Origin of the sequence: Pseudomonas sp. PS02290 (assembly GCF_029960075.1) — a bacterium.
In the GTDB taxonomy this organism is placed as follows: domain Bacteria; phylum Pseudomonadota; class Gammaproteobacteria; order Pseudomonadales; family Pseudomonadaceae; genus Aquipseudomonas.
Window position 1 is genome coordinate 1 of record NZ_JASCOY010000010.1, and the last position, 14,371, is coordinate 14,371.

The window sequence follows — 14,371 nt, forward strand, 5'->3', positions numbered from 1 at the left end:
GCACGATGCTGAGCTGCACCCAGAACTGAGTGCCGTCACGCCGGGTGTTGATGAGCTCGACTTCAACAGGGTCCCACCGTTGCAGCGCATCCCTGATTTTTTGCAGCGTCTGGCGATCGGTCTCCGGGCATTGCAGAATCCGCGGCGTCTTTCCCATGACCTCGTCGAGGCTGAAACCGGTGGTGGTCAGGAACGCTGGATTGCAATAAACAATGCGTGGGCCCGGCAAATCGATGGGTTCCGCCTCGGTGATCAGGATGGCGTCCTTGGCGTTGACCACCACCGACTCCAGCAATCGCAGACGTTCGATCACCGCAGACGCGCCGGCCCCGTTGGCCGGGTCCATCTTCAGCGCGTCGTAAAGATCGGCGGCATGGGTTTGCAGGCCGTAGATGTGTGCGGCGCTGAGTCGTGTATGGGGCAGCGGGATTGTCATCAGTACCGCTCCGGCCAGCACCGCGTTGCAATCCCTGATCGCAACGCACACCAGCGATGCGTTGACAATCTGATCGAGCCCGGCAGGCAGTACGGTGTCAGCGGGCATCGCTGCGCCTACGTCGACGACGTCACCGTAGGACAACATCATCTTCAGCCAACCGCCGGTGATTTCGTCCGGACGCACCAGCGGTGCGGCGCCGTGGGTCGCTACCGTGTGCCATTGGTCTTCGTCTTGCAGGATCAGTATGGCGCCCGCCGCCCCGGTCAGGTGCGAAGCTGCGTCTAGAAAATGCCCCAGAACTTCATGATTTTTTAAACCGAGGTGAGCCTTTGCTGCCATGTGCATTACCTGAAAAGGGGGCGAAGTGTCAGGCCATCGTTCGACCCGCATCGGGTCGAGCAAGGGCGTGTACGGCTGTGCGGGAGAGCGGCCGCCCACGGGCAGATCGTTCAGCATCTTCGGTATCGGCGCGGCGGTGAAGTTCAACAGGTCGTTCGAACGGACGAACGCGCGTACCGCCGCATCGCCCCGGGGCTTTCCGGACAACGGAGCATGGACGGGCGCTTGACGGGCGCTCCGCAGCCACAGCCACAGCTCGCATCGCGGGCCTTCAATGCCCCATCAGTGTATGAACGCTGCCCGGTTTGTCATGGATGCCGAAGCGGTCCACCAGGGTGGCAGTCGCCCGGTTCATCCCGATCACGTCCACCTGCACGCCTTCACGGCGAAGCTTCAACACCACTTTGTCCAGAGCCGCGACTGCCGTAACGTCCCACAAGTGGGCCTCGCGCAGGTCAATGGCCAGCGTTGCCAATGGCTCCTGGAGATCAAAGGCTTTGGAGAACCGGTCCGATGAGGCGAAGAACACCTGGCCTGATACGTAGTAGGTGCGGTGACGATGTTCAGGATCGCGGCTGGACGTGATCTCCAGGTCATGCCCGATCTTGTTGGCGAAGAACATCGCCGCGAGCAAGGTGCCGGCGATGACGCCGAACGCCAGGTTGTCTGTGGCAACGACGACCACCACCGTGACGATCATTACGATGTTGGTTGGAAGGGGGTGCGCCTTGAGGTTGCGGATGGAATCCCAGCTAAAGGTGCTGATGGACACCATGATCATGACCGCGACCAATGCTGCCATGGGAATGCGGGCCAGCCAGTCACCCAGGAAAACCATCATGATCAGCAGGGACACCCCTGCGCTCAGGGTCGACAAGCGGGTTCGGCCACCCGATTTCACGTTAATCATCGATTGCCCGATCATGGCGCAACCCGCCATGCCACCGATGAGACTGGCCGCGACGTTGGCGACACCCTGGCCTTTGCACTCACGGTTTTTATCGCTCCCCGTGTCGGTGAGGTCGTCGACGATGGTCGCTGTCATCATCGATTCGAGCAGCCCCACCACGGCCAGCGCGGCAGAGTAGGGCAGCACGATCAACAGTGTTTCCAGCGTCAGGGGGACATCAGGCCACATGAAAACCGGCAAGCTGTCGGGCAACGATCCCATGTCTCCCACTGTGTGGATGCTCAGGCCCATGTTGATTGAAACAGCTGTGAGTACAACGATGCACACCAGCGGCGAAGGAAGCAGTTTCCCCAGCACGGGCAGGCGGGGGAAGAGGTAGATAATCGCCAGGCCTCCCGCGGTCATGGCATAAACCGGCCAGGTAACCCCGGTGAGCTCGGGGAGCTGCGCCATGAAGATCAGGATTGCCAGGGCATTCACAAAGCCGGTGACGACCGAGCGAGACACGAATCGCATCAGTTCGCCCAGCCGCAGGTAGCCAGCCATTATCTGCAGAACGCCACACACCAGGGACGCCACCAGCAGGTACTGAAGGCCATGGTCCTTGACCAGGTTCACCATCAACAACGCCATGGCGCCCGTGGCGGCGGAAATCATCGCGGGACGACCGCCAACGACGGCGATGACCGTACAAATACAGAATGAGGCGTAAAGACCGACCTTGGGGTCGACGCCGGCAATAATGGAAAACGCAATGGCCTCGGGGATGAGGGCCAGCGCCACCACCAGGCCGGCAAGGACATCCGCCCTGATGTTTGATAACCAGGCGGTTTTGATAGGTTCGCGCATGTATTTACCCATAGCAGGCACGGCATGGGGCCCAGCGCCAAACGCTGAGGCATGCAGGTGCGTCTGTAATCAATAGAGTTTTTGGGGTCGCCGCGACGATCAATCAGGCACGGCAGAATTAGACCGCAATCAGGGGGCGGTCAGCGTGTTGCGAGGGGGGCGTAGCGCTAAGGCGGCGTAGGCAGCCAGAGGGACAAAGACACGGTGTCTCCTTCAACGTGCTTCAAAAAACCAGTAAATGTTAAAGGCCTGCCGAGGCACCCTACAACCCCCGCCGGTCGACTTGCCGAGGTACAACGTTGTACATGCATAAATAAATGTACAACCCGGGCTCAAGTTCATCCCATTTGCAGCCGATGCGAATAGGCCAGCACGCACGTTTTGTACTGGCCAGGCCAGCCGATTGTTGCCTGGTCAGCGAACAACGCGAGCCGAGTTTCCCCGAGCTTCATCTCAGGCGACGCTCTCGAACGCTGGAAAGTGAATAGCTGCTGCTTGTTACTTTCAGGGAAGGAACCCCGCCCATCCAACTCCAATTAGCGGACCTGCCCCATGAACAACCGATCAAACCCTGCTGCCGAACTTGCCCAGGCCGGCGCTGACTTGAACTCCCTCCTGAGCGCCATCGACCGCTCCCAGGCCGTCATCGAATTCGACCTGCAGGGCAACGTGCTGTACGCCAACCAGAACTTCCTCGATTGCATGGGTTACGAAATCGAGGAAATTCGTGGGCGCCATCACCGGCTGTTTTGCATGCCCGACTATGCGACCAGCAAGGAATACCTGATGTTCTGGGAGAAGCTGGGCACCGGTAAGTTTGACGCCGGTCAGTACCAGCGTCAGGCCAAGGACGGGCGCCAGATCTGGCTGCAGGCTACCTACAACCCGGTAATGGACAACAACGGCAAGCCTTTCAAAATCGTCAAATTTGCCAGCGACGTCACGGAAGTGCGCAATCGCAATGCCGAATGGGAAAGCAAAATCGCTGCAATCGAGCGCTCCCAGGCGTTGATCGAGTTCACGCCTGAGGGTTATGTGTTGAACGCCAACAGCAAGTTTCTCGCGGCCATGGGTTACAGCCTGGAAGAAGTCGTGGGCCAACATCACCGCATGTTCTGTGAACCCGAATACGCGGCTTCTCTGGCTTACCGCGAGTTCTGGGAGAAACTCGGCAAGGGGGAATACGACTCCAACGAGTACAAGCGCCTGAGCAAGGACGGTCGGGATGTCTGGATTCAAGCGTCCTACAACCCGATTCTTGATGCCCAGGGGCAGACCTACAAGATCGTCAAGTTCGCCACCGACGTCACCGAGACCAAACTGCGGACGATGGAGCACGAAGGCAAGGTCAACGCCATCAACCGCGCCCAGGGCGTGATCGAATTCGACCTGAGCGGCAATATTCTCTCGGCCAACGCTAACTTTCTGGATCTGGTGGGTTACCGGATGGAGGAATTGAAGGGCCGCCATCACTCGCTGTTTTGTGAACCCGAGTACGTCAAGACCACGCCTTATCGTGAGTTCTGGGGCGCGCTGAGCAGCGGCAAGTTCTTCACAGGTCGCTTCATGCGCATCAGCAAGTACGGGCAGAAAATATGGATTCAGGCCACCTACAATCCTGTGTTCAACGCGGTGGGGCAACCCTACAAGGTGGTCAAGTTCGCCACCGACATTACCGCCCAGGTCGAGCTGGAAGAAGCCATTGAAGCCAAGACCCAGGCCATGGATGAGTCAGTCACCCGCCTGATGCAGGCCATTGCCGAAGTGGTCAAAACCACCGGCGACGCCAACGATCAGGCACGCATTACCCAGGATGAAGCCCAGCGCGGCTCCCAGACCCTCAACGAGGCGTCCGCGGCGATGGACACCATCGGCAAGTCGGCCGAAGACATCCAGGAAATCATTGAGGTGATCAGTACGATCGCCGGCCAGACCAACATGCTCGCGTTCAACGCAGCGATCGAAGCGGCACGGGCCGGTGAACATGGACTGGGCTTTTCAGTGGTGGCGGATGAAGTGCGCAAGCTGGCTGAAAAATCCTCCCAGGCCACTACCAAAATCAACAAACTGATTCAGGAGACGGTGCGCCGCATCAATTCCGGCAGCGAGATCTCCCGCAGCGCGGGCAGTGCGTTCGAGCGGATCGTGGCCGGTGTCGAAAAAACCAATGGCGCGATGACGACCATCGGCGCGGCCACTCAGGAACAGCATCATCTGGCTGAGCGGGTAGCCGAACTGATCGGCGAGCTCAACCGTATCAAGCTGGCGACCGGGTTGGGCAAAGGCCTGAGCGTGCCAGGCCAGGTTGAAAGCCTGTGAGCGACGCCCTGGCTTTTGGGGTCGTCAAGATTGCCGGGCTGGAAGTCGCGATCGACGCCCACGCACTGGAACAGGTGATCAACTGGCCCGCCCGGCTGCAGCCTCACCCGCAGCAAGGCGGCGCGCTGCTCGGCATGTTCAGCCTGCGCGGGAGGGCGCTGCCGCTGATCGAACTGCGGTCGTTGCTCGGTGAGCATGACGTCTCCTCTCATGATCCGCTGGAGATGGTCGCCATCGTCAATCATCAAGGTCGACGCCTGGGCATTGCGGTCAGCGGCGTCAGTGATGTGATGAAGGTCGAGCCGCGAAATCTGTGCCGGCTCAGCGGGGAGGGCAACGCGGTTGCGCTGCTGCCCGAACTCGCGCTGCTGGACAGTGAGCGAATGATCTATCGGCTCGATCTGCAAGCACTGTGCGGCTTGCCCCAGGTCTTGACTGCGCACTCCGGGGATGTAAACCAGGAGAAGCAGGTTCAGGACCCCGCCCGAGAGCTGCATCACTTGCTGTTGTTCGAGTGCGAAGGAAAGCGCTACGCCGTGGACGCGAAGGCGATCACCGAGCTGGTGGACCGACCGGAGATGCTGCCCAGCAAGCTGGGGGGCGACTATTGCCTGGGCGTGGTGAACCGGCGTGGTGTGGATGTGCCTGCCTTGAACCTGAACCGGATACTGGGCATTGAATGCCCGGCGACTGAGCAGGCGCGCAACCAGACCCAGTTGCTGGTGTTGACCTCGCGGGAGGGCTATCGCATCGGTCTGACCTATGACCGAATGATCTCGATCGTGCGCAAGCGTGCTCATGAAATCCTGCCGTTGCCGCGTTATGGGTTACGGGAGCCCGCGCTCTTTGCCGGTGTCGTCGGCCTGGAAAACGGAGAACAGGCGCTGTTGCTGGAACATCGCGCGCTGGTGGAGCGACAGGAGACGCTCAGTTTCGCCCGGATCTACCAGACCAGTCCGCCGATCCAGGACGCGCTGGGCTCTCGCCTCGCGCAGATGAACCAGACGTGCCTGGTGTTCCAGGCCTCTCAGCCGTTCGTGGTTCCGCTGGACCAAGTGCTGGAAATCCTGGATATGCCTGAGCACTTTGTCCGCTTCGCGCAACAGGAAACCCATTTGCTGGGCAGTTTCAATTTACGTGGCGAACAGATTCCGCTGGTCTGCCTGAGCAGTCTGATAGAAGGCGCAACGCCTCCCGACAATACGCTGGAGCGGGTACTGCTGGTCAAGGGCGAGCTTAATAGCTTCGGGCTGGTGGTCAACCGGACCGACTCCATTGAAACCTTCACCCACCCGGCCTCCGAGCATCCCGAGGGTTGGGAGCAGAGCGTCAGAGTCAGGGGTTCGCTCAACGACCGCATGCGCAGCCTGGTGAGCATCGGCAAGGGTGATCAGGTGCGCTGGATGACGCTGATCAATCTGAGCAACGTCGTCAGGGGATTGGAGATGGCGGCGATTGAAGCGCAGACCCAGCGCCTCGCAGGTTGAGCCAGGGGCATTTGCCTCGCTGACGCTTCACGCATCAGTGAGCAGAAATCGATAGCCCACGCCATACAACGATTCAATGGGCGTCTCACCCGGGCAGGCCTGTTCCAGCTTACGCCGCAGGTTGCGTATATGGCTGTCCACCGTGCGGTCAGTGACCACGCGGTGGTCGGAGTAGAGCTTGTCGAGCAGCTGATCACGGGAAAATACCCGCCCAGCTGAACGTGCAAAGGTGCTGAGCAGCCGCAGTTCAATGCGTGTCAGGTCCAGTTCGACACCATTGAGTGACGCACGGTGTTGTGCTTCATCAATCAGCAGTCGCGGTGGGACGCTGGTCAGCATTTGGGGGCCGCGGCGCAGGATGGCCTTGACCCGGGCGACCACCTCGCGGGGGCTGAAAGGCTTGCAGATATAGTCGTCCGCGCCCAGGTCAAGGCCCCGAAGGCGGTCCACTTCTTCAACGCGGGCGGTGATCATGATGATCGGCACGGCGCTGAAACCGCGCAGGTCCTGGCAGACCTGCATACCGTCGCGCCCGGGCAGCATCAGGTCGAGCAGAATCAAGCGCGGTGTCTGGGCGCGCACGGTCGGCACCACTTGCAAGCCGTTGTCCAGGCATCGGGTCGGGTAGCCCGCCGCGATCAGATAATCCTGCAGCAATGCGGCCAGCTTCGGTTCGTCTTCAACGATCAGGATCGGGGAGTCGTCGGTCATGGTTCAGATATTCCGTGGCAGATGCAGCGTCAGCCAAAGCCCGCCGAGAGGCGAGTGAGCGGCGCTGAGGCTGCCGCCGTGGGCGAGGGCGATGCTGCGACAGATGGCCAGCCCCAGGCCGGCCCCGCCGCTGGCCCGGGCGCGCGACGATTCGCCCCGATAGAAACGTTCGAACAGGCGCGGCAGCTGCTCGTCCGACACCCCAGGACCGGAGTTCAGGAATTCGATGCATACGTTGTCGCGATCAAGGACGGCCCTGATGTGGATCAGCCCGTTCGGGTCGGTGTAGCGCACAGTGTTTTCCAGCAGGTTGCAAAACAATTGCTGCAGGCGATTGGCATCGGCGGACAGTTCCAGGGGCTGGGACGGCAGGTCCAGTTCAACGCGCAGCTGCCGGGCGTTCAAGCGCTCCTGAAACATCGACACGCTGGCCTCCAGCAGTTGATCCACTGCGCACGGCTGTTTTCGGTAGGTCAGTGCGCCTACATCCGCCAGGGACAGCTCATACAAGTCATCCACCAGTTTGCTGAGCATGCTGACCTCACCTTGCAATGACTTCATCGACTCTGGGTTGAGGGTGCGTACGCCATCTTCAATGGCCTCCAGCTCACCGCGCAATACTGACAGCGGGGTGCGCAACTCGTGGGACACATCCGCCATGAACTCGCGACGCATCTGTTCATTGCGTTCCAGGGTGTAGGCGAGCTGATTGAAGTCACGGGCCAGTTGACCCACTTCGTCATTGGAGGCCACCACCACCCGCCCGCCGTAGTCGCCGCTGGCCAGGCGATGCGTTGCGGCGGCCACCCGTTTGACCGGCTCCAGCAATGTGCGGGCGATCCACCAGGCAATCAGCATCGCCAGCAGCAGCGAAAAGGCCCCCATGACCAGGCTGGTCCGCAACTGGTATTGCTGGAACCGTTCACCGCCCGCTTCCGTCACGCTCTGGAACGGGGTAACAGCCAGCCAGCCGACGGTTTCATCCGCCACCACGATCGGGCGTAACAGCGCGTCGTTGCCGATGTCGGGGTAGCCGTTCACGCGCTTTTTGTGTTTATCCAGCAACGCGATGCGAAACAGGGCCCCCGTCAGGTCCGAGGCCAGGGGGGTGCGCAAGTCGTTCTTCGCCGGATCCTCGCCGAGTTCGGGCCGCATGATGTCAAACCAGCGATCCGGCTGGTTGCGCAGGAACTCCCAGTTTCCCTCACGCGCGTAGGCACTTTCCAGGCGCGGTAACACCGGCGCCATGCGGTCCAGCGCCTGCTCATTGAGATAGCCCAGAAAGCCCCGTCCGAAACTCCAGCCCGTCGCCAGGCCCATGCTCAGGATGACCAGCAGCGCGCCGGCCAGTACGGCAATAAACAGCTTGGTGGAGATACTCAACTTCATGGAGGCGGGCCGGTAAGAAGGGATGGGGCATTTAGGCCCTGACCAAAGAAAGATTCAAGCCGGGCGGGCAATCTTCAATTTTCCTGCACATTTGCCTTGCACGATGGCGCCGACTCAAGCCATTCCGTTATGCAGAGGCAGCTATGTCGACGAAAATACTCGCCAAATTCCTGGTAACCGCCGCGGTTCTCCTGTCCCTGATCATTCTGGTTCTGCTGGGCGGTTGCTCCGGCGGCGAGCCTGCACCGCAAGCGGTGATCCCGAAAGTCTCGGTCATCAGCATCAAACCCCAGAGCCAGGTGCTGACCACTGAGCTGGCGGGGCGCACCCAGGCGTTCATGGTGGCGCAGATTCGTCCGCAGGTCGGTGGCCTCGTCCAGCGGCGTCTGTTTGTCGAGGGTGCGGATGTCAATGTCGGACAAGCGCTGTACCAGCTGGATGCGGCATCTTATACCGCCGCTTTGGCGCAGGCTCAGGCAAGTCTGGCCAAGTACCGCGCCACGCTCAATTCGGCGCAGGCCACGGCCAGGCGCAACGCCGGACTGGTGAAAATCAATGCCATCAGCCAGCAAGACAACGAAGACGCTCAGGCGACCTTGCTGACGGCCGCCGCCGACGTAAAAGTCGCCGAGGCCGAAGTCCAGACCGCCCGGATCAATCTGGCTTACACCCGTATCACCTCGCCGGTCAGCGGACGGATTGAAACCTCCACCGTGACCCCGGGGGCGTTGGTGGTGGCCAATCAGGACAGCGCGTTGACGACGGTGCAGCAACTCGACCCGATCTATGTGGACGTTACCCAGTCGACCACCGAACTGCTGCGGCTCAAGCGTGACCTGGCCAGCGGCGTCTTGCAGTCCAGCGGCGAGGGCGAGGCACGCATCAGCCTGAAACTCGACGATGGCAGCACCTACAACCACGAGGGACGGCTCAAGGTCAGCGGTGTCAGTGTCAACGAGGGCACGGGCACCGTCACGCTGCGCGCTGAGTTCGCCAACCCGGATCACCTGCTGCTGTCGGGAATGTATGTCCGCGGGGTGCTGGAACAGGCGCGCAATGACCAGGCCATTCTAGTGCCGCAAAAAGCCGTAAATCGCAGCGCCAGCGGCGTGACCACGGCGTTGTTGGTGGTCGACGGCAAGGTCGAACAGCGTGAACTGACCATCGACCGCGCCGTGGGTAATCAGTGGTGGGTCACGGGCGGCTTGAAGACGGGTGATCAGTTGATCGTCGAGGGCGGACAAAAAGTCCGTGCCGGGGCCGCCGTGCAGGTGCAGGACGCGAGTGATCAGGCAGCCGCACCGTCCACCCCCGTGAAGGAGGGTTGAGCGTGGCGCACTTTTTCATTGATCGACCGATTTTCGCTTGGGTCATCGCCATCGTGATCATGCTCGGCGGCGGTCTGTCCATCAGCCAGTTGCCCCTTGAGCAATACCCGGACATCGCACCGCCCACCGTCAAGATTTCCGCCACGTACACCGGGGCCTCGGCCAAGACCGTGGAAGACTCGGTGACTCAGGTCATCGAGCAGCAGATGAAGGGTCTGGATAACCTGACCTACATGTCGGCCACCAGCAGTTCGGCCGGCAGCGCCAGCATCAGTCTGACCTTTACCGCCGGCACCGACCCTGATGTCGCCCAGATGCAGGTGCAGAACAAGCTGCAACAAGCCGAATCAAGACTGCCGCAAACGGTACAAAGCGAGGGCCTGACCGTGACCAAGGGCGGCTCGGACTTTTTGATGATCGTCGCGCTGGCGTCGGCTGATCCCAGTGTCACCGGCACCCAGATCGGTGACTACATCTCCACCACCTTGCTGGACTCGATCAGCCGAATAGACGGTGTCGGCGATGTGCAGACGTTGGGATCAGGCTACGCCATGCGCATCTGGCTGGACCCTGCGCTGTTGGAAAAATACGCGCTGATGCCTTCGGACGTCAGCAGTGCCCTGGAGGCGCAGAACACCGAAGTCTCCGCCGGCCAGCTCGGTGCCTTGCCGGCCGTCAAGGGGCAGCAGTTGAACGCCACCATCAGCGCACGCAGCAAACTGCAAACCGTCGAAGAGTTTCGTAATGTGGTGGTCAAGTCCGACAGTGATGGGGCTGTGGTCCTGCTGGGCGACGTCGCGACCCTGGAGTTGGGCAGTGAAAGCTACGACATCAGTACGGCGCTCAACGGCAAGCCCGCGGCGGCCATGGGTGTGCAACTGGCGGCAGGCGCCAATGCGCTGAACGTCGGCGAGGCGGTCAAGGCCAAGCTTCAGGAGATGCAGCCGTTCTACCCGGCAGAAATGCAGCTCAAGAACGTGATTGCCTACGACACCACGCCGTTTGTGAGCCTGTCCATCGAGGAGGTGGTCAAGGCCCTGGGCGAGGCGATCGTGCTGGTGGTGTTGATCATGTTTCTGTTCCTGCAGAACCTGCGCGCGACGCTGATCCCGGCGATTACCGTGCCGGTGGTGCTGTTGGGCACGTTCGGCGTGTTGTCGCTGTTCGGCTACTCGATCAACACCCTGACCATGTTCGCCATGGTCCTGGCGATCGGCTTGCTGGTGGATGATGCCATCGTGGTGGTGGAAAACGTCGAGCGGTTGATGGGCGAGGGGCTGTCGCCCATGGCTGCCACGCGACAATCGATGAGTGAAATCAGCAGTGCACTGGTCGGCATCACCCTGGTACTGAGTGCGGTGTTCATCCCCATGGCGTTTTTCGGCGGCTCCACCGGGATTATCTATCGGCAGTTTTCCGTGACCATTGTCTCGGCCATGGTCCTCTCGGTATTGGTGGCCATGACCCTGACACCCGCGCTGTGTGCTTCGCTGCTCAAAGCGCATCACGACAAGACGCCGGGTGTTCAGCGCGGGTTCTTCGGCTGGTTCAACCGCACCTTTGAACGGGCCAGCGCCGGTTATGAACGGTGGGTGGGTGTGGTGTTACGGCGCTGGGGACGGAGCCTGCTGCTTTATGGGCTGGTGCTAGTGGTCATGGCGGTGGGCTACATGAATCTGGCCACCTCGTTTCTGCCGGACGAAGACCAGGGGATTCTGCTGGCACAGATCCAGTTGCCGGTAGGCGCGACGGACAGCCGTACGCAAAGCGTGATCAAGCAGTTCGAGGACTACATTCTCAAACAGCCCGAAGTCGAATCGATGATCAGCATCAGCGGGCTAGGCATGGGCGGCAACAGCCAGAATACCGCGCGGGCCTTTATACGCCTCAAGGACTGGGCCGAGCGTGGCAGCTCCGGCCAGGATGCGGCCTCGATTGCCCAGCGGGCGACCATGGCGCTGTCCAGCATCGGTGATGCCGACGCGTTCGTCATGCAGCCTCCGACGGTGCGCGGCCTGGGCCAGAGCTCGGGCTTCGACCTTCAACTCAAGGACCTCGGTGGCCTCGGCCATGACGCGTTGGTGGCGGCTCGCGAAAAGTTGCTTGAGCTGGCCAGAAAAGACCCACGCTTGCAGGGGGTTCGCAGCAATGGCCTGGACGATGCGCCGCAGCTAAAGATCAGCATTGACGACCGCAAGGCCGGCGCCCTGAGCCTGAGCACCAGCGACATCAACGCCACCCTGTCGACGGCGTTGGGCGGTACGTACGTGAACGACTTTCTCAACCAGGGCCGGGTGAAGAAAGTCTATGTGCAGGGGCAAGCCTCCTCGCGCATGCAGGCGGCGGACCTTGATCATTGGTTTGTGCGCAACAGCAACGGTGACATGGTGCCGTTCTCGTCCTTTGCCAGCAGTGCGTGGAGTTATGGCTCGCCGTTACTGGAGCGCTACAACGGTAATGCGTCCCTGGAAATCGTCGGCGATCCCGCGCCAGGCGTCAGTTCCGGGGACGCGATGAACGCGGTACAAGCCATCGTCGGGCAATTGCCTCAGGGCATCGGCTACGAGTGGACAGGGCAGTCCTATCAGCTACGGCTGTCCGGGTCTCAGGCACCGCTGCTATACGCGATCTCGGTGTTGTTTGTGTTCCTGTGCCTGGCCGCCCTCTACGAGAGTTGGTCGGTGCCGTTCTCAGTGATTCTGGTGGTGCCCCTGGGGGTGATCGGTGCAGTGCTCGCGACCCGTGTCGCCGGGTTGAGCAACGACGTTTACTTCCAGGTCGGGCTGTTGACCACCGTGGGGCTGGCCGCGAAAAACGCGATCCTCATCGTCGAGTTCGCCAAGCACCTGCAAGAGCAGGGCAACAGCGTGATTGACGCCACGCTGATCGCGGTGCGCCAACGCCTGCGGCCGATCCTGATGACGTCCCTGGCGTTCATGTTCGGCGTATTGCCACTGGCCTTGAGTACTGGCGCAGGCTCGGCCGGGCGTCAGGCCATCGGTACTGGCGTGCTGGGAGGCATGTTCAGCGCCACGGTGCTGGGCCTCTTCTTCGTACCGCTGTTCTTTTTGCTGATCCGCCGCCGCTTTGGCCGCGTACGCAATGCTATCCAATCTGCCCCGACAGGTGATGCATGATCAAGTCACACTGGCCCTTGCTGGCCGCATTGGCCCTGGGGGGCTGCGTCAATCTGGCGCCGCAGTATGAGCGCCCTGAAGCGCCCGTCTCCGAGCAATGGTTGCCGGCGGCCAGCCTGCCAAAAGGTCAGGTGAGCGCCGACATCAAATGGCGGCAGTTTTTCACTGACCGTCGCCTGGCGCAGGTGCAGAGCCTGGCGCTGGCCAATAATCGCGACTTGCGCCTGGCCAGCCTGAACGTCGAAAAAGCCCGGGCGCAATACCGCATCAAGCGCGCGGACCTGTTTCCTGCCATTGACGCAAGCGTCAGCGGGACCCACAGCCGCACGCCGGGAGGACTGTCCAACACCGGCAGCGCAGTCACCGCCCATGATTACAGCGCCGAGCTGGGGCTAAGCAGTTATGAACTGGACGTGTTTGGCCGGGTGCGCAACCTGCGTGACGAAGCGCTGGAAGACTACCTGGCACTGACAGAGACCCGGCGCAGCACGCAAATCAGCCTGGTGGCCGAGGTGGCCACGGCCTGGCTGACGTTGGCCGCCGACAACGAACGGTTGCTGTTGGCCCAGCAAACCCTGACCAGCCAGTTGGCCACCTACGACCTGACCCAGCGCAGCTATGCCTTGGGTGGCTCTGCGGAGTTGGCCGTGGCCCAGGCACAGACCACGGTCGAAACGGCACGGGGCGATGTGGCTTTCTATGAGAGCGAGATTCTGCAGGACCGCAACGCCTTGCGCCTGCTGGTGGGCAGTGACCTGCCCGAGGCGCTGTTGCCGGGCACGCACCTGGAATCGGCGGCGGTGCTGGTGGACATTCCGCCGGGCTTGCCCTCCAGCCTGTTGCAACAGCGTCCGGATGTGTTGTCGGCGGAGCACACGCTCAGGTCCGCCAATATTGATATTGGCGCGGCCCGTGCGGCGTTCTACCCCAGCATCACCCTGACCGCCAGCGCCGGCTCATCCAGCTCCGCGCTGGCCGGCCTGTTTAAAGCCGGCAGCGGTGCCTGGACTTTCGCGCCGAGTATCAGCGTGCCCATTTTCAACGGGGGAAGTAACCGCGCGACTCTGGATTCGGCCAACGTCGAACGTGACATCCGGGTGCAGACCTATCAGCAAACCCTGCAGACCGCGTTCCGTGAAGTGGCTGATGCATTGGCCGTGCGCAGCACGCTGGATCGCCGTATCGCCGCGCAACAGGCGCTGACCGACGCCAGCAGTAAAAGCTTCGAACTCTCGGATGCTTTGTATCGAGGCGGCTCGAAAAGTTACCTCGAAGCCCTGGATGCACAACGCTCGCTCTACAGCGCCCAGCAAGACCTGATCACGCTGCGCCTGACCGAGCAGAGCAACCGCATCACCTTATACAAAGTGCTGGGAGGCGGCTGGTACTGAGGGCTCAGTCGAAATGACGCCGCCACGTGCACACACACGCAACTGCAGCGATGGAACGGCCTGCGCGGATCA

9 protein-coding genes are annotated in these 14,371 nt (G+C 61.3%); 5 read left to right on the forward strand and 4 right to left on the reverse strand.

Annotated elements, in window-relative coordinates; genetic code table 11:
• Positions 1-778 (reverse strand): PAS domain-containing protein (locus tag QMX88_RS07455; RefSeq protein WP_282367826.1); only part of this gene is annotated, 778 nt, incomplete at its 3' end.
• A 271-nt stretch (positions 779-1,049) separates the two neighbouring features.
• On the reverse strand, positions 1,050-2,537 hold the full coding sequence (locus QMX88_RS07460; protein ID WP_282367827.1) for a SulP family inorganic anion transporter: 1,488 nt from the start codon (positions 2,535-2,537) through the stop codon (positions 1,050-1,052).
• A 552-nt stretch (positions 2,538-3,089) separates the two neighbouring features.
• On the opposite strand from QMX88_RS07460, the gene QMX88_RS07465 reads away from it, so the two are divergent.
• Together QMX88_RS07465 and QMX88_RS07470 are read left to right on the forward strand one after the other, a co-directional pair.
• Positions 3,090-4,856, forward strand: a complete 1,767-nt coding sequence (locus tag QMX88_RS07465) for a methyl-accepting chemotaxis protein (RefSeq protein ID WP_282367828.1) — start codon at positions 3,090-3,092, stop codon at positions 4,854-4,856.
• Positions 4,853-6,343: a chemotaxis protein CheW gene (locus QMX88_RS07470; protein WP_282367829.1), complete on the forward strand. Its 1,491-nt coding sequence runs from the start codon at positions 4,853-4,855 to the stop codon at positions 6,341-6,343. The genes QMX88_RS07465 and QMX88_RS07470 overlap by 4 nt, the downstream gene beginning before the upstream one ends.
• Before the next feature lie 27 nt (positions 6,344-6,370).
• On the opposite strand, the gene QMX88_RS07475 is transcribed toward QMX88_RS07470, so the two are convergent.
• Entirely contained in the window at positions 6,371-7,054 is a 684-nt protein-coding gene (locus QMX88_RS07475; RefSeq protein ID WP_282367830.1) for a response regulator, read from the reverse strand.
• Positions 7,055-7,057: 3 nt separating this feature from the next.
• Positions 7,058-8,443, reverse strand: coding sequence for a sensor histidine kinase efflux regulator BaeS (gene baeS, locus QMX88_RS07480; RefSeq protein ID WP_282367831.1), 1,386 nt, complete (start codon positions 8,441-8,443; stop codon positions 7,058-7,060).
• A gap of 143 nt (positions 8,444-8,586) precedes the next feature.
• Between baeS and QMX88_RS07485 the strand changes: the two genes are divergently transcribed.
• From QMX88_RS07485 to QMX88_RS07495, 3 genes are read left to right on the forward strand one after another with little or no spacing between them, the layout of a single operon-like run.
• Positions 8,587-9,771 (forward strand): efflux RND transporter periplasmic adaptor subunit, encoded by a 1,185-nt coding sequence (locus QMX88_RS07485; RefSeq protein ID WP_282367832.1) that lies wholly within the window; start codon positions 8,587-8,589, stop codon positions 9,769-9,771.
• A gap of 2 nt (positions 9,772-9,773) precedes the next feature.
• Positions 9,774-12,908 (forward strand): efflux RND transporter permease subunit, encoded by a 3,135-nt coding sequence (locus QMX88_RS07490; RefSeq protein ID WP_282367833.1) that lies wholly within the window; start codon positions 9,774-9,776, stop codon positions 12,906-12,908.
• Positions 12,905-14,299 (forward strand): efflux transporter outer membrane subunit, encoded by a 1,395-nt coding sequence (locus QMX88_RS07495; protein ID WP_282367834.1) that lies wholly within the window; start codon positions 12,905-12,907, stop codon positions 14,297-14,299. Before QMX88_RS07490 ends, QMX88_RS07495 begins: the two co-directional genes overlap by 4 nt.
• The last annotated feature ends 72 nt before the right edge of the window (positions 14,300-14,371 follow it).

Bases quoted from the DNA above. Each gene is read 5' to 3' on its own strand.
- QMX88_RS07460 (WP_282367827.1), bottom strand. From the start codon at position 2,537: ATGCGCGAACCTATCAAAACCGCCTGGTTATCAAACATCAGGGCGGAT.
- QMX88_RS07465 (WP_282367828.1), top strand. From the start codon at position 3,090: ATGAACAACCGATCAAACCCTGCTGCCGAACTTGCCCAGGCCGGCGCT.
- QMX88_RS07475 (WP_282367830.1), bottom strand. From the start codon at position 7,054: ATGACCGACGACTCCCCGATCCTGATCGTTGAAGACGAACCGAAGCTG.
- baeS (WP_282367831.1), bottom strand. From the start codon at position 8,443: ATGAAGTTGAGTATCTCCACCAAGCTGTTTATTGCCGTACTGGCCGGC.
- QMX88_RS07485 (WP_282367832.1), top strand. From the start codon at position 8,587: ATGTCGACGAAAATACTCGCCAAATTCCTGGTAACCGCCGCGGTTCTC.
- QMX88_RS07495 (WP_282367834.1), top strand. From the start codon at position 12,905: ATGATCAAGTCACACTGGCCCTTGCTGGCCGCATTGGCCCTGGGGGGC.